This window comes from Olsenella absiana (assembly GCF_036408855.1).
Taxonomy (GTDB): Bacteria; Actinomycetota; Coriobacteriia; order Coriobacteriales; family Atopobiaceae; genus Olsenella_K; species Olsenella_K absiana.
The window spans coordinates 72856-92307 of the sequence record NZ_JAZGJQ010000009.1 but is presented as its reverse complement, the minus strand read 5'-3'; the positions used below and the strand labels follow the sequence as shown (position 1 = coordinate 92307).

General features: G+C 61.1%; 18 protein-coding genes and 1 pseudogene. 9 read left to right on the top strand and 10 right to left on the bottom strand.

The annotated features are described in order from the left end of the window. Nucleotides 1–325: 325 nt before the first annotated feature. The 9 genes from VXJ25_RS08010 to VXJ25_RS07975 all read right to left on the bottom strand — a co-directional run bounded on the left by VXJ25_RS08010 (nt 326) and on the right by VXJ25_RS07975 (nt 8554). Entirely contained in the window at nt 326–2653 is a 2328-nt protein-coding gene (locus VXJ25_RS08010) for an ATP-binding cassette domain-containing protein (protein WP_330958686.1), read from the bottom strand. Next, nucleotides 2625–3716 (bottom strand): ThiF family adenylyltransferase, encoded by a 1092-nt coding sequence (locus VXJ25_RS08005; RefSeq protein WP_330958685.1) that lies wholly within the window; start codon nt 3714–3716, stop codon nt 2625–2627. The genes VXJ25_RS08010 and VXJ25_RS08005 overlap by 29 nt, the downstream gene beginning before the upstream one ends. Beyond that, nucleotides 3713–4828, bottom strand: a complete 1116-nt coding sequence (locus VXJ25_RS08000; protein ID WP_330958684.1) for a HesA/MoeB/ThiF family protein — start codon at nt 4826–4828, stop codon at nt 3713–3715. Before VXJ25_RS08000 ends, VXJ25_RS08005 begins: the two co-directional genes overlap by 4 nt. Next, complete coding sequence (locus VXJ25_RS07995; RefSeq protein ID WP_330958683.1) at nt 4828–5274, bottom strand: JAB domain-containing protein; 447 nt, start codon at nt 5272–5274, stop codon at nt 4828–4830. Before VXJ25_RS07995 ends, VXJ25_RS08000 begins: the two co-directional genes overlap by 1 nt. A gap of 77 nt (nt 5275–5351) precedes the next feature. Beyond that, the gene (locus VXJ25_RS07990) at nt 5352–5561 is read right to left on the bottom strand and encodes a hypothetical protein (RefSeq protein ID WP_278590595.1); all 210 of its coding nucleotides are present in this window, start codon (nt 5559–5561) and stop codon (nt 5352–5354) included. 378 nt (nt 5562–5939) lie between these two features. Then, nucleotides 5940–6323 carry a PcfJ domain-containing protein gene (locus tag VXJ25_RS07985; protein WP_330958682.1) on the bottom strand — a complete coding sequence of 128 codons (384 nt, stop codon included), beginning with the start codon at nt 6321–6323 and terminating at the stop codon, nt 5940–5942. A 760-nt stretch (nt 6324–7083) separates the two neighbouring features. Next, complete coding sequence (locus VXJ25_RS07980; protein ID WP_330958681.1) at nt 7084–7290, bottom strand: hypothetical protein; 207 nt, start codon at nt 7288–7290, stop codon at nt 7084–7086. Between the two features lie 209 nt (nt 7291–7499). Beyond that, nucleotides 7500–8078 carry an IS3 family transposase gene (locus VXJ25_RS09700; RefSeq protein WP_407941926.1) on the bottom strand — a complete coding sequence of 193 codons (579 nt, stop codon included), beginning with the start codon at nt 8076–8078 and terminating at the stop codon, nt 7500–7502. Further along, nucleotides 8075–8554, bottom strand: coding sequence for a hypothetical protein (locus VXJ25_RS07975; protein ID WP_330958680.1), 480 nt, complete (start codon nt 8552–8554; stop codon nt 8075–8077). Before VXJ25_RS07975 ends, VXJ25_RS09700 begins: the two co-directional genes overlap by 4 nt. 170 nt (nt 8555–8724) lie before the next feature. On the opposite strand from VXJ25_RS07975, the gene VXJ25_RS07970 reads away from it, so the two are divergent. The 3 genes from VXJ25_RS07970 to fic are packed head-to-tail and all read left to right on the top strand — an operon-like array spanning nt 8725 to nt 10007. Then, nucleotides 8725–9021, top strand: a complete 297-nt coding sequence (locus VXJ25_RS07970; RefSeq protein ID WP_330958679.1) for a phospholipase D-like domain-containing protein — start codon at nt 8725–8727, stop codon at nt 9019–9021. Beyond that, complete coding sequence (locus tag VXJ25_RS07965; protein WP_330958678.1) at nt 9021–9326, top strand: hypothetical protein; 306 nt, start codon at nt 9021–9023, stop codon at nt 9324–9326. Before VXJ25_RS07970 ends, VXJ25_RS07965 begins: the two co-directional genes overlap by 1 nt. A gap of 42 nt (nt 9327–9368) precedes the next feature. Further along, the gene (gene fic, locus VXJ25_RS07960; protein WP_330958677.1) at nt 9369–10007 is read left to right on the top strand and encodes a protein adenylyltransferase Fic; all 639 of its coding nucleotides are present in this window, start codon (nt 9369–9371) and stop codon (nt 10005–10007) included. Nucleotides 10008–10218: 211 nt separating this feature from the next. Here the strand turns inward: fic and VXJ25_RS07955 are convergent. After that, nucleotides 10219–10878 (bottom strand): annotated as a pseudogene (locus VXJ25_RS07955) (restriction endonuclease subunit S); the annotation flags it as partial. Nucleotides 10879–10952: 74 nt separating this feature from the next. Between VXJ25_RS07955 and VXJ25_RS07950 the strand changes: the two are divergent. The 6 genes from VXJ25_RS07950 to VXJ25_RS07925 all read left to right on the top strand — a co-directional run bounded on the left by VXJ25_RS07950 (nt 10953) and on the right by VXJ25_RS07925 (nt 19443). Further along, entirely contained in the window at nt 10953–11162 is a 210-nt protein-coding gene (locus tag VXJ25_RS07950; RefSeq protein ID WP_330958676.1) for a hypothetical protein, read from the top strand. After that, the gene (locus tag VXJ25_RS07945; RefSeq protein ID WP_330958675.1) at nt 11159–12001 is read left to right on the top strand and encodes a GIY-YIG nuclease family protein; all 843 of its coding nucleotides are present in this window, start codon (nt 11159–11161) and stop codon (nt 11999–12001) included. The genes VXJ25_RS07950 and VXJ25_RS07945 overlap by 4 nt, the downstream gene beginning before the upstream one ends. Beyond that, nucleotides 11998–14571 (top strand): type I restriction-modification system subunit M, encoded by a 2574-nt coding sequence (locus VXJ25_RS07940; RefSeq protein WP_330958674.1) that lies wholly within the window; start codon nt 11998–12000, stop codon nt 14569–14571. Before VXJ25_RS07945 ends, VXJ25_RS07940 begins: the two co-directional genes overlap by 4 nt. A gap of 137 nt (nt 14572–14708) precedes the next feature. Continuing rightward, the gene (locus VXJ25_RS07935; RefSeq protein WP_330958673.1) at nt 14709–15713 is read left to right on the top strand and encodes a restriction endonuclease subunit S; all 1005 of its coding nucleotides are present in this window, start codon (nt 14709–14711) and stop codon (nt 15711–15713) included. Between the two features lie 15 nt (nt 15714–15728). Then, entirely contained in the window at nt 15729–18932 is a 3204-nt protein-coding gene (locus VXJ25_RS07930) for a type I restriction endonuclease subunit R (RefSeq protein WP_330958672.1), read from the top strand. After that, nucleotides 18910–19443: a restriction endonuclease subunit S gene (locus VXJ25_RS07925; RefSeq protein WP_330958687.1), complete on the top strand. Its 534-nt coding sequence runs from the start codon at nt 18910–18912 to the stop codon at nt 19441–19443. Before VXJ25_RS07930 ends, VXJ25_RS07925 begins: the two co-directional genes overlap by 23 nt. The last annotated feature ends 9 nt before the right edge of the window (nt 19444–19452 follow it).

Here is a 19452-nt window from a genome sequence, read left to right as displayed (position 1 = left end):
GCTCCTTCGGCAGTTGGTTTTGTTTGGCGACTTACCATCCTACCGTCAGCGGGGCCATGTCCCTGTCGCGGGACTGGGTCTATTCGGTTCTCAACATTTGCGAAAGAAACTGTACGTCATCCCTGGGACACCTGAGGTGGGGGAACTACGACCCCCTCGTCATCGACGAGAGCCACAACTTCCGCAACAAGAGCACCGACGCCGACAAGAAGGACCGCTACACGCGCCTTGCGCGGGCAAATCTGCCCGCCGCCACGCTTATGGCGAGCATTGCGACGAGTTATATAGAAGTTGGCCAGTATGGATGGCTTGGGAATCAGCTGGCTTATCTACGAGTGCTCGCCCATGATGACTGGGGATCATCAAACACCTTTGCTGGCGAACCAGTGCAGACGATGCTTCCGCCGTCGTTTCCTGCCTTGGTTCCGAGGTCGATAACGTGATCTGCCGTCTCCTCGATGAATGTGGGGTCGTGCTCCGTGAGCACGACCGTCGCCCCGCCTGATGAGAGGGAGAGGAGCGTCTGCGTGAGGAGCCGAGCGTCTTCCCGCTCGAGTCCCGAGGTCGGTTCGTCCAGAAAGTAGATGCCCTTGCCGACCCCCGTCTTGCCCAGCGCTTTGGCAAGCTTGATGCGCTGAGCCTCTCCGCCGGACAGGCTCATCGAGGTCTGACCTAGGGTCAGGTATCCAAGCCCGATTCTGATTACGCAGTCGAGCATTTCGTATGTCGCGCTATCGCTGGGTATTTTCTCGATAAGCTCCTCAATGGGGGTGTCCAGCACGTCCGTGACAGTCAAGCCCCAGACCTTTACCGAAAGGACCTCGTCGGAGAAGCGTCTGCCGTGGCATTCTGGGCACTCGATGTAGGTGTCGGGGAGGTATCTGTACGACACCTTCTCTAGTCCCGTTCCTTGGCAGGTCTCGCATCGGCCCCCTGAGACGTTGAGGCTGAATGCAGATGGCCCGAGACCAAGGCTCTTCGCGTCCTCCGTCTCGGCGAACGCCTTCCTAATCTCATCCATAGTCCCAAGGTACGATGCGACGGTCGATCTCGGGGTCTTGCCGATGGGCTTCTGGTTGACGAGGTGAACGCCGTTGATCTTCGACTTTGGGATGGACTTGTCAGAGACCATCGAGTCCACTTTATGTTGCATGGCCGTCAGGAGCGAGCTCTTGCCAGAGCCTGATACCCCCGTTAACGCAGTCACCACCCCCAGGGGGAGGCATATGCTCAGGTCTCTCACGTTGTTCTGCGAGAGGTGGTCGAGCGTCAGGGTGTCTCGTGCTTTTGCGGGCTCCCTGCGAGACGGGTTGGTGTCCTTTCGCTTCTGAGGCGCCCCCATGCTCACGACGCTTCCGCCGTTCGGCCCTCCCTGGGGCCCGAGCCGTATCTCCCAGTCCGCATTGGATATGAACCGGTGGTCATGCTCGATGGCCACCACGGTGTTGTCCCTGTTCACGAGCTCTCTAGTCGCGGAGATGATGGACTCTGCGTCGCGCGGGTGCAGTCCCCGGCAGGGCTCGTCGAGGATGTAGACGAGGCCGTTGAGGGAGCACGACAGCTGGTTGGCGATTCTGACCCGCTGTGACTCGCCCCCCGAGAGCGTGGGGACCTTTCTGGAGAGGCTGAGGTAGCCGACCTTTAGCTCAACGAGTCGCTCCAGTCGCCGCGAGATGCGCTCGCAGAGCGTTCCGACAGGCTTCGCGATGGGACTGCTGGCGTAGAAGCCATGTACTGTGCCGGCCCATTTCAGCAGCTCCGAGAGGCTTGCCTGCTCGGCGTCACCCATGGTCATTCCACAGATCTTGTAAGCTGCCGCCTCGACATTCAGGCCTGAGCCGCCGCAAGTCTTGCATGGCACGCGCTCGAGGTACTTCGAGATGCTGGCTAGGGTCGACGGGGTGTCGACATCCTTGAGCTTCTCCTCAAGCTCTACGAGAACGCCCCTCGAAGTCACCTTTCTCTGGCGGTATGACCCCCTCGGATTCTTGTATCGGATGGAGAGTTCCAGTGGCGAGGTTCGGTTGAGGAGCGCGTCTACCTGGGCTTCGCCCAGATCGCAGAACCGCGAGTCCGGATCTATGCCAAGCCTCTCGCAGACGGCGAGAAGTGTCTTGCGCTCTGGTGACGACTTGCCGCCCTTGTAGTACAGGATTGCGCCGACGGAGAGCCTCTTAGTTGGGTCGGGGATTAGCTTCTCGAGCGAGATCGCGTACCCCTCACCGGTTCCCTGGCATTCCGGGCACCAGGACGAAGGGTTGTTTCTCGAGAAGAACGCGTCATCCAGCCGGAGCCCCGTCTCCCAGCTTACGACAAGGGCGAAGAGTGAGCGCAGGCCATGAGAGACCTCGGTGACGGTGCCGACGGTCGACCTCGGGTTGAAGTTGTAGTAGCTTTGGGAGACATTAAGGGACGGCCTGAGGTTGTCGATCGAGTCTACGTCCGGCGCCTTCATGAGCTGCTGACCCATGTCGTTGCCGGAGAGCCCCTCCAGGAACATCCTCTGGCTCTCCGCATACAGGGTGTCGTGAACGAGGGAGGACTTCCCACAACCCGAAACGCCGGTGACGCAAGTTAACTTCCCGAGGGGGATGTCGACGTCGATCCCCCTGAGGTTGTGCTCCCTAGCGCCCCTGACCTGAATACTTCCCATGCTCGCCACACCAATCGCAGTCATCGAGCCTCTCGTAGGCCGTATAGGACACGGCCATTGTCGTGATGTCGAACTCTCCCCGTCGGTTGGCGTTCGCGGGATCCGTGCACCCCGTCAGCACCTTCACGGCCTCCATCGCTACCATGCTCGCGTTCAGGGCGCAGAGCGGTCCGAGGCTCCCGACCTTCCGATTGGGGACCTGGAGCTTCTTCACCCTAGTCGGGTCGATTTCGTTGTCCCTTTCGAGCTGCCTCTCGAAGCACCTCACGCAGGCGGTCCTGCCCGGGATGACGGTCTGCCCGATGAGGGAGAGGTGCAGGTTGTAGCCGCCCCCTACGATGTGCGGGATACCCCGTGGCATGCAGTACCCGCCGACCCACTTCGACGTCTGGTCAACCGTGGGCTTGTCGGCGCAGTTGATGACGAGGTCCACGCCGCCCTCGATCCGTTCGAGCGATCCCTCACTAAGTTCGACGGGACACCTCTCGATATCGAGGTCGGGCCTGTACCTCATGAGGGCGTCCGAGAGCGCGTCGACCTTTGGGCGGCCAACGTCGCTCGTCCGGTAGCCGAGCTGCCTGTGGAGATTGGAGAGCTCCACAACGTCCGGATCCACGAGAACGAGCCTCCTGACGCCGGTCTGCACGAGGCAGCACGCGACCCACGAGCCGACGGCGCCGAGGCCGACCACCACGATCCTTGCCGACCTGAGGGCGTCCCACATCCGCACGAGGTGTTCGTGGGAGGTGGAGAAGTCCTGTAGGAAGGAGACGGGCCTCCTAAAGACCTCATAGGCGTCGAAGTCGCTGCTTGGCTCGACGTTGTCAAGGATTCCGTTGCGCTCCAGGTAGGAGAGGAGTCTCGCCACCGACTGAGAAGTCGCCCCGTGCTCTGTCGCAATCTCGCTCGCGTCCTTGGTACCGTCGAGACCATTCACGATGTGTAAGATCGTGTCGTCCGGAGTCCGCAAGCGCACCTGCTGCCTCGTGTTGGTCTTGAAGAACTCGACGACTCCGGCGCCGAGCGGGACGACGGAGACGCTTGGACTCAGCCTAGGGTTCACAGCCGCACCCCCTCCCCGCAGACGGGGCACTCCGGGTCCCTTCTCACGTCCAGGTAGCTGAGGCTCATGTCTCCGAAGAGCCACTCTCCCCGCGGCTTGTACGAGCAGCTCATGTCGACGATTCCCGTGAGGTACTTCACGATCTCAATGGCGGCGAAGGACGCGGAGAAGAGGGACATGGGTGAGAGCCCGCCGATCTCCAGGGCCCGGTCCTCGACGGGGTGCCTTGCGGGCTTCCAGTCCTTCAGGCTCTCCTTGAAGTAGCGTGCGTAGCACTCCACGCACGGCGTGACGTGAGGGATGACGAGCTCGCCCGTGCTCGCTAGATGGGCGTCGAAGCCCCCGGCGATGTAGTGGGCCTTGTCATGCTTGACACAGACCCGGGAGACCTTCGCGGAGGTGTAGCCGATGTACGGCTCGTCCATGGTGTTGACGACGAAGTCGCACTCAGAGACGATCGGCTCGATGTCGTCCTCGGGCCTCATGCTGGAGAACACCTCCTCGACGGAGACCTTCGGGTCTATTTCCCTGAGCCGTCTTGCCAGCGACTCGACCTTGGGCTTTCCGATGTCCGCGAGGTCGAAGTACAGGTGCCGGCTAGCGTCGGACGGCTCCACGACGTCGTAGTCGACCAACGTGAAGTGCCTGACGCCGGCCATGGCGAGCTCGATTGCGATGTCGCCTCCGACCGCCCCGCAGCCGAACACCGCCACATGGGACTCGGCCAGCCTCCGCTGGGCGAGCGGGCCGTCGGCCTCGTCCCCTAGGAATTCCGCGAAGTAGTTGGTCTGCCTCGCGTAGCGCTCCTCGTCGTCCCTTTCAAGGGGGGAGGTGCAACCAACCTCGGTGATGACCCTGCTCGCATGCAAGGACTCGAGCGTCCTGTCGATTGACTCGGGCTTCGCCCCGAGCTCCTCGAGCATGAGCTGCCTTAGCTCTCCGACCTGTCGGCGTCCGTCGATACGTTCGAGAAGGGCGACGGTCTCTTCGTTCACGCGGAAGGTCCGCCTCTTGCGAGAGTTCATGTAGTAGGCGGTGAGGTACGTCCCGTCGGTCAGGAACAAGTCGACCGAGTCCCTGACCTTAAAGACGGTTGAGTCCACAATGGTCATTAATCCCTCCCCATGCTTTCGCGAATCGATGCGAACTCACCGCTTGGGCATACGACGAGGGAGTCGATGAGGCTAATGTCCATGAGCTGTGCAGCTCCGCCTATCCTCTTCGTCAGTGCGATGTCGGGTTCGGTGATCTCGCAGACCCCGCTCGGGTGGTTGTGGGCGACGACGATGTAGGAGGCGTTCGAAAGCAGGGCGGTCCTCAGGATCTGCGCTACGGATGGCGTGACCCGATCGACTGAGCCCATGGCCACGGTGGAATAGCCAATCACCTTGTGCGTGCTGTCCAGGCACAATAGCCCGACGACCTCCGTGTTCATACGCCCAAGCGTCGACGTGAAGACCCTGCTGGCAGTCTCGACTCCGTACACGTAGGGTGAGTCTAAATCCACGTCTATGGCACCGCTTTGCACAAGCTCTATCCGCGTTACTGGTATCTGCATCTGCGAGCCAATCGAAAGCAAGCCGCACGCCAGGGAGCGGATGCGGCTTGCGGCCAAAACCGATAGCGGTCTGTGGGCTAGTACTGGATAACGCCGCCCTCGACTGCGAGGAACTTGCCCCACTCCTCCTCGGAGGCGACATAGCCGTCGCGCGTGCACACCCTGGTGCAACAGTCGGAGCGCTTGCCAGAGCATCCGCCGGTGTAGTCGGCGAAGAAGTCCTCCTCGGCGACCTCCTCGAAGACGAGATCCTTCAGGGTGCTGTCGGTGTTCTGCATCATGTCCATGTGGCCTCCTCGCCTAATAAAGACACTGATTACGCAGGTAGTGCGTCCCGTTTTGAGGGAATAAAGCACTACGGTAGATAATATCTAACTTGCGGGCGTGGCAACATAGCTGGCAGCTGAATCATTTCTGTTGGTAGCGGTATGAGCCTGAGCGAACTGTTTAGTGGGAAGGGTGAACACTATCGGTGGGTGTCATGCTTGATTTCACGGCTCAAGCCTTCCGCCACCGCGCCCATGGCGAGCCCCTCGCGAGCCATGCGGCGGCGGTGCGCGCTGGGGCATGGCCAGCGCGCCGCCCCCGTGGCTCCGTCTCCACGGAAACTGCACTTGGGGAGGGGTGTTCTGCCCCTCCCTTCCGTGCCGTGTGGCCTTATCGCGCTAAGCCCCCAGCGCGCGCATCCTCCCTCCCGTCGGCATGCGGTAGCCCACGGCCTCGCACCAGTCTGCGAGGAACCCGCGCTGCGCTGCGGTCACCTGCCTGTTGTGGCTCTGGAACGCCTGACGTATCGCGCCGCTCCTCACCTCGACGGTCACGAGCGGCCTGTCGGGGTCGCTTAACTTGCGCATGAGCCAGAGGTCGGTTTGGCCGCTGGCGTACTTGTCGATGAACCCGGCCACGCAGTTGTGCTGCGCGTTGGCCTCGTCGAGGATCTCGCGCACGGTGGCTGCGGGGCGGAAGGTAGCCGTCCGACTCGAAGCCTTTGCCGCCCAGCTCGGCGGCGTCGCTTGCCTCGTGGCGGCGCATCTCGCGCTCGCGCTCAAGCTCCGCGAGAAGCACTGCGGGGTACCTGTCCTCCACGCTTCCCCTCACCCTCTGCTGCATGTCGAGGGCGTCCGCCCACAGCTGGATGTTGTACGAGCGGGTGCGGCGGCGCTGTGCGGGCAGGTCCAGCAGGGAGAGCGCGTACTCGCATGCTCGGCGCGGCTCGAACGCGATGCCCCTCCACTTCATGGAGCGCAGGGCGAATGCGAACCTCGGCAGGAAGTCGGCGGTGCCTCCCCTCGGGTGCTCGGTGCTCTTGTCGAGGTAGCCCCTAAGCAGGCCGCGCGTCACGTCCCGCCCCATGCTCGCCGCGAACTGCGAGACGTAGAGCCTGTCGCGGAAGCACTCGACGGTTGCCTCGTCGCGCCCCTCGCCGTAGAAGGCCGTGAGGCGGAGCGCCGCGCTGAGCGCCTCGCGGCAGTGGTTGTGTCCCATCTGAGGCTCCACGAGCCTCCACACGAGGTTGACGTGCTCCAACGAGCTGCTCGGGTTCCACTTGGCGTTGCCCCCCCATGCGGGACGCCGCCCACGCCTCGACATGCACCATGTCGTGCTTGCACATCTCGCGGAAGTCCCCGCAGCCGAGCATGGCGACGAGGGCGGTCTTGCCCTTCGCGTCGTAGTCCTGCAGCGGCTGGCGGCTCCATGGCGGCGTGAGGGCGTCCTCCGTGGCCCCCTTGCAAAAGGTTCCGAGCCTCGCGGTGGTGAGCGCGTGGCGGCTCCCTGTGCGCTCGTCGGTGAGGTAGTACTGCACCTGCGTCACGAGCAGCACGAGCATCTGGCTCCTGCCCCGCACCTGCGCCTGAACGCGCAGTCCGCGCCGTCCATGAGCACGCGCTCGAACTTGGGTGCGGGCTGCTCGCGCTTGGCCTTGGGCGTCTCGCGCTCGATGTCCCCGTGGACGATGAGGCTGCACACGTCCACCTTCTCGTCGATGCCGAGGTTGAGCATCAGCTGGGTCTGCATGTCTTGTCCTCCCGTCTGGTCAGGCGGGGGGAATCCCCTTCGGTCCCCCTGGGGCGGGCCATGCAAGGCGGAGGGACACGGGTGGGCTGGGCAGTCCCTCCGGCGTCACCGGGAGCGGGATGTGGGAGGGGCCCGCGACGGTGTGCAAGGCTTGCCCGCAGGGGGTCCGAAGGGGATTGTGGATTGGCAACCCCTATTTGGACAGTTATTCAGAGGCTGAGGCCCGCATTCCCGAACTCGACCGGACTCACGTAGCCTAGCCTCGAGCGCAGCCTGAAATGGCTGTACCGGCGGACGTAGTCGTTCGGCCTGACCTGCAGCTCGTGCAACGTCGGGAAGCTCTCCCCGTAGACGGGCTCGGCCTTCAGCGTCTCGTTCGTCGCCCCGCCGGCCGAGTTGTCGTACGGGCGGCCCTTCCTCGGGAGGGACCTTTCGTTTCCGGATGCCCCCAGGGGGCCGCCGATGGCGGTGCCGTCGGGTTCGCTGCCCCTGTCGGCATGGAACGCCTGGGCGTCCGCCGGGGGGGAAGGCAGGCGTGGCGATTGGCCTCGCAGGCCAGGACGGGCTCCCGCGCGAGCGGGCCCCGCCGCTTCCGTGCGGATGTCGGAGCCGCCTGTCTCAGGACGTCGGCCTCCATCCTGAGGCGCCCGTTCTCGCGCTCGGGCTCGATGATGCGCTCCTGCCCGGGGTGCGGCTGTCGGCCGCCTGGCTGGAGTCCGTTGCGTTGATGGCGCTGATCCAGCGCCGCAGAGCCGGCCGGCCGAGACCGTGCTCAGCCATGATTTCATGTGGCGGCTTGCCGCCGTTGCAAAGCTCGACTATCTGCCCCTGGACTTCTCGGTGAAGCGCCTGGGATGCTTCGGATCGGACATCTCTTCCCGCCTTTCTCGGGTACCTCCCGTACCTCATGAAACTGTCCAGGATAGTATAGCCAATCCATCTCGGTGACCACGACCCTGAGGACCTCGAGCGCGTCCTCGGCCGTCACATCGCCCGGGGACTCGCGTGCGAGCTTCGCGATTGTGTTGAGCGCCGCCACCGACTGGTTGTAGAGCGTGCCTATGGAGCGCAGGTTGCGCACGATGCCGTGGGAGGTCTCGTAGTCGAAGGCGACGGTGCCTATCCCCATGCACGTCCCGCCGTCCGCGAAGCAGTGAACCAGCGGCCTCACGACCTGGCTCCTGGAGCAGCCCATCTCGGCGGAGGCCCGGTCCAGGGCCCCGAGCTCGCCGTCGGAGACACGGACGTTAAGGCGCCTCGGCATGGCGTCACGGCTCAAGTCGGTCACCCCCCAGGGGCGCGGGGCATTCCCCGCAGAGGGATCCCGCGGAACCTGCGCGACGCGGCGAAGGAGGCGGCGGAGCTGAAGGGGCTCAGCCTCACCGCCTACGTGAAGATGTGCCTCATCGAGAGCCTGTCGAAGGGAAGCAAGGAATGACGCATCCCCCCTTCTTCGACAACAAGGCGAGCATCGTGAAGGACGACCTGGTATCGACCATCAGGTCCGGAGACCGCGTGTCGGTCGCAGCCGAGGTCTTCTCGATGTACGCCTACCAGGAGCTCAAGGAGCAGCTCGACGGCCTCGACGAGTTCCGCTTCATCTTCACGTCGCAGGCGTTCACCAGGAGCCGGCCCCCCCCAAGCAGGAGCGGGAGTTCTACATCCCCCGACTCGCCCGGGAGAAGGGGCTGTGCGGGACGCAGCTGGAGATCCGCCTCCGAAACGAGCTGATGCAGAAGTCGGTCGCCTCCGAGTGCGTCCGGTGGATCCGCCGGAAGGCCAAGTTACGCATCCCGTACTCGGCGAAGATTGAGGAGAGGGAGCTCGGCGGCAGGGGGTGCTTCCTCGTCGACGGCAACCGTCTCGTCGCCTGCTTCGACACGGAGGTGGGGACGGAGACCATCGAGGAGATGGCAAGGCTGGAGCCCGACTACGCGGTGATGCGCGATGCCTCCATGAGGGACGATGCGACGCAGGCGAACTTCGAGGAGCTGTTCAAGACCTACAGCCCCGACACCGTGCGGCGGGTGATATAGCGTGTGTGATGCTATGGGGTACGTGACATGCGAGGTGGCTCGATGACACTCAAGAACAAGCTCGGCATTACCGACGAAATAGAGCTTGCCCATGAGAAGGAGCGCATATCGAAGCTCGCTGCCCTCAGAATCTACCGCGACGGGACGCTGGATTCGCTCGCGCCAGGCACCTTCGGTGCGCTCAAAGCAATAGATGTAGCCCTCTTCGGCGATATCTATGACTTTGCTGGCAAGGTCCGCACCGTGAATCTTGCGAAGGGAAACTTCCGTTTTGCATCTGCGCTCTATCTAGAGTCTGCCATCAGCTCGATTGAAGCCATGTCGCAGGACGGCTTCGACCAGATCGTGGAGAAATACGTGGAGATGAACATTGCCCACCCCTTCCGCGAGGGCAACGGACGCTCGGGGCGTATCTGGCTCGACCATATCTTCCGCAGGGAGCTCGGCCTCACGGTCGACTGGAGCCGCATAGGCCGTGATGACTACATGCTTGCGATGGAGCGCAGTCCAATACGTGATCTCGAAATCAAGATGGAGCTCAAACAGGCGCTCTCTGACGACCTCCAGAACGTTACTCTCCTCGCGCGCAGCGTCGATGCTTCCTATTCCTACGAAGGCTATGATGCCTACCGCGCCGAGGATCTGGGGCCCCATAGCGCTGATGGGGGCAATGCGCGATGAGGCTCAAGTTCAAGGTGCAGCAGTACCAGACGGACGCGACGGGCGTGCGGTTCGTCTTCAGTCACTCGGCCCATCGCGAGGGCTGGGACAACCCCAACGTCTTCCAAATCTGCACGCTCAAGGAGTCGGGATCGGAGAACTCCAAGCGCCAGGAGGTCGGCCGCGGAGTTGTTCCCGGGGCACAGACGCAAGTCTGCACCATTGGGGCAGCTCACGCGGCCACCCTGTCAGCTCCGTCCTCCTCGCCCAACCTGGCCACCGTGGGTGTACAGGATGGACTATTTGCTGTCCGTGGAGTTCTGAAAACCAGCTGGTTTGTCACGCCATTCCATGCTCCTTTTCGGGTACCAAACAGCCCCTGCTTACGCTGATGAAGGGTGATGAGATTGTCGAGGTCCACGAAGAAGCGTCCGATGAGGGCCTGTTCTCCCTTGTCAGGTACGGGGACCTCAATCTCCATTACCTTTCCCTTGGAGATATTGAAACGCGAAATCCCCTGAGCGAGCATCTCGACCTGGTTGCGAAACGAATCGGCCCTCAGCATGTAGGCAAGATAGCTCGGGTCGAAGGTGCCATCTTGGCGGTACCCGAAACAGAAGCTATTCAGATAGAGATTGTCGAGGTCAGAGGGCCAAACACAGGACATTCCAACTTCCTCAGGCGTCTCCGAGGAAACCGTGAAGAGGGCATCGCCCCCGCGCACGACATTCTGGCTAGGGTCGATTTCGACCCGCTCAAGTCTTAAAGCGTCGCCGACAGGATTATCAAAGACGTTGGTGTAGGGGACAAACCATGCTGCACCGTGGCCAAAGTCCTCCTTCGACTTACCGGTCAAGCCGCCAAAAGCGGTGCCCATGTCCCCCAACTTACGCTGTTCCCAAGTGTTGGCACAGAGGCTAGAATAACGTCAAATGTAATGCATCTTGCTTTCTACGGAGGGTGCTCATGAAGTACTCGGAACTCGTTGATTCCGGTGCCACACCTACTGAGATTCAAGGTTTCCTCACGAACTCGGAGAGCGTCTCGGTGACGCTCAGGATGCCCCGCAGCCTGCGGGACTCCGCCAAGGAGGCGGCGAGCCTATCCGGGATGAGCCTAGCTTCCTATGTCAAGATGTGTCTCATCGACCGCCTGTCAGGGGCCGACCGCAAATGATCGAGCTCACCACGATGACCGTCCGGCTCATAGGCAGCAAGCCGGACGGAATCAGGATCTGTCACGTCGAGGGAGAGTCGCTCACGACCGTGGTCGTCCCCCGCGAGCTGCTCTCCGAGGCGAAGAGGCTGCCAGACATCCCGAAGAGGGGCGTCTACTACCTCCTGGACGAGGACCACGGTGTCATCGGCCGCGTGTACGCGGGGCAGACCACCCAGGGCCTGTCTCGGCTTGACGCCCACAAGTCCAGGAAGGAGTTTTGGAACAAGGCCGTCATGTTCCTGGACGACGAGTCGAACATGGACAGGGACGTTCTGGACGCGCTCGAGGCTGACGCGATCGGCTACGTCCGTTCGCACGGCTCGTACGAGACCGACAACCTCGAGACCCCGCAGCCCTACGTGAGCCCGTACAAGGAGCAGACGGTAATGCGCCTGCACAAGAGCATCCTCTTCCGGATGGCCGTTCTTGGCTTTGGGCTCGACCGCACGGACGCCGCGATCACAGGCAGCCATACGGTCTTCCACACCAGGAGGAACGGCATCGTCGCGAAAGGGCGTTACGACGAGCGCACAGGGAGGTTCTCGGTCCTCGCGGGCTCGCAGGTCGACCTCTCCCGGCCTGTCCTCAAGAACGTTGGCGCCGCGGACGCGAGGCGGGAGCTCTTCGGGGAAGGGTCTGGGGTGTCCGTCCTGCGGGACGACTTGGCATTCGGCAGCCCGAGCTCGGCTGCGGTGTTCGTTCTAGGGGGAAGCCAGAACGGCTGGACCGAATGGGTAAACGAGGCGGACGAGACTCTAGATGCCGTCTACAGGGGGAAGGGGAAAGAGACCCGATGAACAAGCAGCAGCTAGCCGCTCGAATCTGGGCGTCGGCCAACGAGATGCGCTCTAAGATCGAGGCTAGCGAGTACAAGGACTACATCCTCGGCTTCATCTTCTACAAATTCCTCTCTGACCGTGAGGAGCACTTCCTGCTCAAGAACGGCTTTGACAGGGAGAGCATGGAGACGGTCAGGGAGGACGACCCCGAGACCCTCTCCTACGTGCAGAACAACCTGGGCTACTTCATCTCATACGATGACCTTTACTCGACGTGGCTCGCCAAGGGCTCGGACTTCGGCGTCTCGGACGTCCGAGATGCCCTTTCCGCCTTCTCCCGCCTCATAAAGCCGTCCCACAAGAACGTGTTCGACAAGATCTTCGACACCCTCGAGACCGGCCTCTCGAAGCTGGGAGACACCTCCGGGGCGCAGACCAAAGCCATCAGCGCGCTCCTGCAGCTCATCCGCGACATCCCGATGGACGGCAAGCAGGGCTACGACGTGCTCGGCTACATCTACGAGTACCTGATCAGCAACTTCGCCGCCAACGCCGGCAAGAAGGCGGGCGAGTTCTACACCCCGCACGAGGTCTCCATTCTCATCGCCCAAATTGTGGCACAGAACCTGGCGGGCCGCGGCGAGGTTACCGTCTACGACCCGACCTCGGGGTCGGGCTCGCTGCTCATAACCATCGGCGAGGCGGTCGCCCGCCAGCAGGGCTACCGCGGGTCCATCAAGTACTACGCGCAGGAGCTAAAGGAGAATACCTACAACCTCACGCGCATGAACCTCGTGATGCGCGGCATCGCGCCGGACAACATCGCGTGTCGCTGCGGCGACACGCTCGAGGACGACTGGCCGTGGTTCGAGGAGGGACACCCCGAGTCCTACGAGCCGCTCTTCGTGGACGCGGTTGTCTCGAACCCGCCGTACTCTCAGCGCTGGGACCCCGAGGGCAAGGACTCCGACAGGCGCTTCGACGGCTACGGCGTTGCCCCCAAGAGCAAGGCCGACTACGCCTTCCTGCTGCATGACCTCTACCACCTGAAGCCAGACGGTGTGATGTGCATCGTCCTGCCGCATGGTGTGCTGTTCCGTGGCGGCGAGGAGGAGAAGATCCGCACCGCTCTCGTGGAGAACGAGAACATCGACGCTGTCATCGGCCTACCCGCCAACATCTTCTTCGGCACCGGGATCCCCACGATAGTGATGGTGCTCAAGAAGCGCCGGCAAAGCGACGACGTGCTGATAATCGATGCCTCGAAGGGCTTCGTGAAGGACGGCAAGAACAACAGGCTCCGCGCCTGCGATATTCGCCGCATCGTTGATGCATACCAAAGCCGGAAGGACGTCGAGCGCTTCTGCCGCGTGGTCCCAAAGCAGGAGATCCGCAACAACGGCTACAACCTCAACATTCCGCGCTACGTCGATTCGTCTGAGGCTCCAGAGACCTGGGACATCTACGCGACGATGTTCGGCGGGATTCCCGTCGCCGAAGTCGACGCGCTCAGGCACTACTGGGACGCGCTGCCTGGCCTACGCGACGAGCTCTTCGAGTCGGCCGGCGGTGCAACCGTGCGCCTCAGGCCGGAAGACGTAGGTGAGACCGTGAGGGACAGTCACGCCGTTCGCGATTACTTGGACTCCTATGACTCGCGCTTCTCCGACTTTGGGCAGTGGCTCTACGACGAGCTCGTTGACGAATCCTCGCTCATCAACCTGCCGACCGAGGAGGACAGGCTCGCCCGGGAGGTCTTCGACAGGCTCGGGGGCGAGAAGCTGGTGGACCCCTACGATGCCTACCAGGTCCTCGATGACTCCTGGAGGGGTATCGAAGCCGACCTCGAGGTCATCCAGACCGAGGGCTTCGACGCCGTCAGGAAGGTTGACCCCAACATGGTGACGAAGAAAAAGAAGGACAAGGAAGTGGAGGTGCAGGATGGTTGGCGCGGTCATGTGCTGCCATTCGACCTCGTCCAGCATGAGCTGCTGGCCGACGGCCTGCTTGCCCTCAATTCCATCAGCGACCGCATGACGGCCATCGACGGGGAGCTCTCCGAGATCATCGAAGGCCTCTCGGAGGACGACAAGGCCGCCCTTGGCGAGGCGCTTAACGACGCGGGCGACGCCTTTGTGGCCTCCAAGCTGAGGAAGGCGGTTAAGGACCTGCGCTCCGATGGCGACCAAGACGAGCTTGCTGACCAGGTCGAGAAAGCCCGGGCCCTGCTCGATGAGCAGAAGGCGACGAAGAAGGAAGAGAAGAGTCTCTCCGCAAAGCTCGAGGCAAGTACAAAGAGCTCTATCGAGGCACTTTCTGACCAACAGGCGCGCGAACTCTTGGACGCCAAGTGGAACCGTCCAATCGAGGACGGAATCGCTGCCCTCTCTCGCGCAGAAATTGACAGCCTTATTGACAGAGTCAAGGACCTCTCCCATAAGTACGAGACAACGTTCGCCGAGGTGGACGAGCAAATTCGCACGGAGGAGAGCAATCTTTCGCAGATGCTTGGACAGCTTACGGGTAACGATAGTGACATGGCTGGCATTCACGAGCTCATGGAGCTTCTGGGGGGCGAGGCTCGATGAGCGGCAATGTCCCGGCTATTCGCTTCGCCGGATTCACTGAACCTTGGGAACAGCGTAAGGCTAGAGATATATTTGAGATCATGGATGACAGGGGCCATCCTAAGCTCCCTGTCCTATCCGCAACCCAAGATTTGGGCATGATCAGGCGTGACGATTCAGGCCGCTACGTAGGTCACGACGCAAGCAATGAGGTGGGGTACAAGAGGGTAATCCCCGGCAGCTTCGTGGTGCACTTAAGGTCGTTTCAGGGTGGATTTGCGCACTCTCCTATTGAGGGCATCACATCTCCTGCTTATACAGTTTTCGCAGCTAGATGCTTATCTTTTCAGTCGGATAGGTTCTGGAAACACTGGTTTATGTCGCCAAGGTTCATTCATGACCTTGGTACGGTTACGTATGGCATACGCGACGGTCGCAGCATCAATGTTGATGAGTTTATGGATACCTTGCAAGCATATCCGTCTTTCGAGGAACAGAAGCTCATTGGATTGACGCTCGATTCCCTCGACAGCCTCATCACCCTTCATCAGCGTAAGCACGACCAGCTAGCGACGTTGAAGAAGTCGCTCCTCGATAAGATGTTCCCGAAGCCCGGCTCCGATGTTCCCGAACTCCGCTTCGCCGGATTTACTGAACCTTGGGAACAGCGTAAGTTGGGGGAGCTAGCTTCTGAGTTTCAAAGTGGGGACTTCATCCCGGCAAGCGATATCGCAGACAGCGGCCCATATCCCGTCTATGGCGGAAATGGTCTGCGGGGCTACACGGATCATTACAACCATGATGGCTTGTATGCACTCATAGGCAGACAGGGAGCACTTTGTGGAAACGTCAATTCCGCAGATGGCAAGGCCTATTTCACTGAACATGCCGTAGCTGTAAGCGCCAACGAAAGCAATGACACTGGCTTCATGCTTTACCTTCTTGGACGCATGAATCTTGGTCAATACTCCGGTCAATCCGCGCAGCCGGGACTTGCCGTTGGAGTGCTCAAGGCAATCGAAACCTTTGTGCCAGACAAGTCTGAACAGCGTGCAATCGGTTCCCTCTTCGCCCGCCTCGACAGCCTCATCACCCTTCATCAGCGTAAGCACGACCAGCTCGCGACACTGAAGAAGTCGCTCCTCGACAAGATGTTCGTGTAGGAGGATAAGCCACGTATGGCAGACACATTCAAGAACGAAGCAGAGTTCGAAACTGCCCTCGTAAACCGTCTTAAGGACTTCGGATGGACGGGTGGCGTTCTCCATCAGCCCGATGAGCAGGACCTACTCGACAACTGGGCTCATATTCTCTATAAGAACAATCCGGGCATCGACAGACTCAACGGTTGCCCGCTCACTCAGGGCGAGATGCAGCAGATTCTCGAGCAGATCGCCGCGCTGCGAACCCCAATGAGGCTCAATGGATTCATCAACGGGAGGACCGTTTCCATCAAACGTGACAACCCTGATGACGCCGCTCACTTCGGCAAGGAAGTGAGCCTTTACATCTACGACAGGCTCGACATCGCAGCAGGCAGAAGCATGTACCAGATAGCCGAGCAGCCGCGCTTCAAGGCGACATCGGCCCGGCTCAACGATCGTCGCGGCGACGTGACGCTGCTCATCAACGGAATGCCGCTGATCCACATCGAGCTCAAGCGCAGCGGCGTCCCCGTGTCTCAGGCATGCAACCAGATACAGAAGTATGCGCACGAGGGCGTCTTCTCGGGGCTATTCTCTCTCGTTCAGATATTCGTTGCCATGGAACCCGCCGAGACGGTCTACTTCGCCAACCCAGGTGCCACGGGTGACTTCTCGCTCTTCCGCTTCCACTGGGCCGACTTCAACAACGAGCCCATAAACGACTGGAACGAGGTGGTGAGGTACCTGCTCTCCATCCCCATGGCCCACCAGCTCATAGGCTTCTACTCGGTGGCCGATGACAAGGATGCGACGCTCAAGGTCATGCGCAGCTACCAGTACTACGCTGCCTCGGCAATCTCCGACAGGGTGAGGAAGTCGAGGTGGGACAAGGAAAGTGCGAGAGGAGGCTACGTGTGGCACACCACCGGATCGGGCAAGACGATGACGAGCTTCAAGAGCGCCCAGCTCATCGCCGACTCGCATGATGCGGACAAGGTGGTATTCCTCGTGGATAGGATAGAGCTGGGCACCCAGTCGCTCGACGAGTACCGCAACTTCGCCGACGACTCAATGAGTGTGCAGGCGACCGAGGACACCGACGTGCTCAGGGCGAAGCTCAAGAGCGATGACCCCGCCGACACGCTCATAGTGACGTCCATACAGAAAATGAGTAACATCCACGAGCACGACGGCGGACTCACTGAGCGCGACCTCGACCGTATACGCAAGAAACGCATCGTATTCATCGTGGACGAGTGCCATCGCTCAACCTTCGGCGACATGATGCAGACCATCAGGAGGACCTTCTCAACGGCGATGCTGTTCGGTTTTACCGGCACGCCCATCCAGGACGAAAACCAGAAGAAGCAGAACACCACCACCGACGTGTTCGGCGACGAACTGCACCGCTACAGCATCGCTGACGGAATACGCGACCACAACGTGCTGGCCTTCGATCCATGCATGGTCTGCACGTACAGGGACCGTGACGTTAGGCGCGAGGTGGCCCTCGAGAAAGCCCGGGCCGACAGCGAGCCCGACGCCCTTGCGGACCAGAAGAAGCGCAAGACATACCTCAGGTACATGGACCCCTCCCAGGTGCCCATGGCGGGCCGCCGGACCGCAGATGGCAGCTGGGAGAAGGGTATAGAGGATTATCTGCCAGAGAGCCAGTACCGGGGCATGGACGGCGACGGCTGCACCGGCGGGACGCCCTGCGACCACTTCAGGATGGTCTTCGAGGACGTCATGGACGGATGGACGACCCTCTCGCACGGCGGGAAGTTCCATGCGATCCTTGCCACATCTAGCATCCCCGAGGCCATCACCTACTACCGGATGTTTCGCGACGGAGCGCCCCAGCTCAAGGTGACGGCGCTCTTCGACCCCAACATCGGCAATGACAACCCGGACAACCCGACGGGGACGCTCTTCAAGGAGGACGGTCTCGTCGAGATCCTCGAGGGCTACTCGAAGCTTTTCCCCGGCAAGGACTACGCCATCCCCACGCATGCCGCCTTCAAACGAGACGTTGCCGCACGTCTAGCGCACAAGAAACCCTATGTGGGAATCGATCGCCACCCCGAGGAGCAGCTCGACCTTCTAATCGTTGTGAACCAGATGCTGACGGGCTTCGACTCCAAGTGGGTAAACACGCTCTACCTCGACAAGGTCCTCGAGTACGAGGGCCTCATCCAGGCGTTCAGCCGCACGAACAGGGTCTTCCCCGGCAATGAGAAGCCCTTCGGCGTGATCCGCTACTACCGAAGGCCGCACACGATGCGGCAAAACGTGGACGATGCCGTGCGGCTCTACTCGGGGGACCGTCCGTTCGGCCTGTTCGTGGACAAGCTCGAGAGCAACCTGGAGCACATCAACATGTGCTTCGAGGATATCAGGGGCGTGTTCGAGGGCTATGGGGTGAAGAACTTCGAGAGGCTTCCCGATTCGGATGCGGCATGCGCGAGGTTCGCCAAGCTGTTCAAGCAGCTCTCCGACCTCATCGAGGCCGCAAAGGTGCAGGGGTTCACCTGGGGGAAATCTACTTACAAGTTCCATCGCGATAGCGAAGAGGAAACCGAGGTCGTGATGACGCTCGACCAGCAGGCGTACCTCGTCCTCGCCCTGCGCTACAAGGAGCTCTTCGAGCGGGAATCAGGCGACGGGTCGGATGACGTGCCGTTCGACATCGATGGTTACCTCACGGAGATAGACACCGGGCGGATCGACACCGACTACATGAACGAGAACTTCGCCAAGTGGCTCAAGAAGATTGACGAGGGCGAGGAGGCCAAGGCCGCTCTCGAGCTTCTTCACAGCTCCTTCGCGAGCCTCACCCAAGAGCAGCAGACAGCGGCCGAGCTCGTCATCCACGCGGCACAGCGTGGCGAGTTGGAGGTCGTGCCTGGCAAGACGCTCATGGACTACATCAACGACTTCCAGAAAAGAGGTAAGGACTCGCAAGTAAATGCACTGGTTTCGGCAATCGGCGTGGACGAGGGGAAACTGCGTGATCTCATGGCGCGTCACGTGACCGAGGACAACATCAACGAGTACGGTCGCTTCGACGCGTTAAAGGAGACCGTTGACCTCGGCAAGGCGCGGGACTACTTTGTCGGGAAGGAAGGCAAGCCAATACCGCCGTTCAAAGTGAACATGAGGGTGGACAAGCTCCTGCGTGAGTTTGTTATACAGGGCGGTTTTGATATCCAGGATGGCGGCTCGGGAACAGCGTAAGCTGGGAGAGCTTTGCGCCTTTGACAAAGGACGCGGCTACTCTAAGGCAGACATCCGGGAGTCAGGTACCCCAATCGTGCTCTACGGTCGCCTCTACACGCATTACGAATCGGTGATTCAAGACGTTGACACGTTTGCCGAGCCCAAGGATGGGTCGCTCTACAGCCACGGCGGAGAGGTGGTCGTACCAGGCTCTGGGGAGACCGCAGAGGACATCGCCGTAGCGTCGCATATTGCCAGCTCAGGAATACTGTTGGGTGGAGACCTCAACGTAATCACGCCTTCTCCGGCAATCGATTCGACCTTTCTGGCCATAGAGATTACGAGTGGTTCTCCGCACTACCAGCTAGCTACGAAGGCCCAGGGGAAGTCAGTAGTACACATCCACAACGAGGACATCGCCGAAGTGGATTTCAGCTACCCAACCACTCCTGAACAGCGCCAGATTGGCACACTCTTCTCTTGTTTCGATAGTCTCATCACCCTTCATCAGCGAGAGTCGCCCTTTTGACTTACGCTG

What these genes read in the sequence shown, in the direction of transcription:
- VXJ25_RS08010 (WP_330958686.1), bottom strand. Translation starts at nt 2,653, where the DNA reads ATGGGAAGTATTCAGGTCAGGGGCGCTAGGGAGCACAACCTCAGGGGG.
- VXJ25_RS08000 (WP_330958684.1), bottom strand. Translation starts at nt 4,828, where the DNA reads ATGACCATTGTGGACTCAACCGTCTTTAAGGTCAGGGACTCGGTCGAC.
- VXJ25_RS07990 (WP_278590595.1), bottom strand. Translation starts at nt 5,561, where the DNA reads ATGGACATGATGCAGAACACCGACAGCACCCTGAAGGATCTCGTCTTC.
- VXJ25_RS07930 (WP_330958672.1), top strand. Translation starts at nt 15,729, where the DNA reads ATGGCAGACACATTCAAGAACGAAGCAGAGTTCGAAACTGCCCTCGTA.
- VXJ25_RS07980 (WP_330958681.1), bottom strand. Translation starts at nt 7,290, where the DNA reads ATGCAGACCCAGCTGATGCTCAACCTCGGCATCGACGAGAAGGTGGAC.
- VXJ25_RS07975 (WP_330958680.1), bottom strand. Translation starts at nt 8,554, where the DNA reads ATGCCGAGGCGCCTTAACGTCCGTGTCTCCGACGGCGAGCTCGGGGCC.
- VXJ25_RS09700 (WP_407941926.1), bottom strand. Translation starts at nt 8,078, where the DNA reads ATGAAATCATGGCTGAGCACGGTCTCGGCCGGCCGGCTCTGCGGCGCT.
- VXJ25_RS07940 (WP_330958674.1), top strand. Translation starts at nt 11,998, where the DNA reads ATGAACAAGCAGCAGCTAGCCGCTCGAATCTGGGCGTCGGCCAACGAG.
- VXJ25_RS07935 (WP_330958673.1), top strand. Translation starts at nt 14,709, where the DNA reads ATGATCAGGCGTGACGATTCAGGCCGCTACGTAGGTCACGACGCAAGC.
- VXJ25_RS07925 (WP_330958687.1), top strand. Translation starts at nt 18,910, where the DNA reads ATGGCGGCTCGGGAACAGCGTAAGCTGGGAGAGCTTTGCGCCTTTGAC.
- VXJ25_RS07970 (WP_330958679.1), top strand. Translation starts at nt 8,725, where the DNA reads ATGACGCATCCCCCCTTCTTCGACAACAAGGCGAGCATCGTGAAGGAC.
- fic (WP_330958677.1), top strand. Translation starts at nt 9,369, where the DNA reads ATGACACTCAAGAACAAGCTCGGCATTACCGACGAAATAGAGCTTGCC.
- VXJ25_RS07950 (WP_330958676.1), top strand. Translation starts at nt 10,953, where the DNA reads ATGAAGTACTCGGAACTCGTTGATTCCGGTGCCACACCTACTGAGATT.
- VXJ25_RS07945 (WP_330958675.1), top strand. Translation starts at nt 11,159, where the DNA reads ATGATCGAGCTCACCACGATGACCGTCCGGCTCATAGGCAGCAAGCCG.
- VXJ25_RS07995 (WP_330958683.1), bottom strand. Translation starts at nt 5,274, where the DNA reads ATGCAGATACCAGTAACGCGGATAGAGCTTGTGCAAAGCGGTGCCATA.
- VXJ25_RS07965 (WP_330958678.1), top strand. Translation starts at nt 9,021, where the DNA reads ATGCAGAAGTCGGTCGCCTCCGAGTGCGTCCGGTGGATCCGCCGGAAG.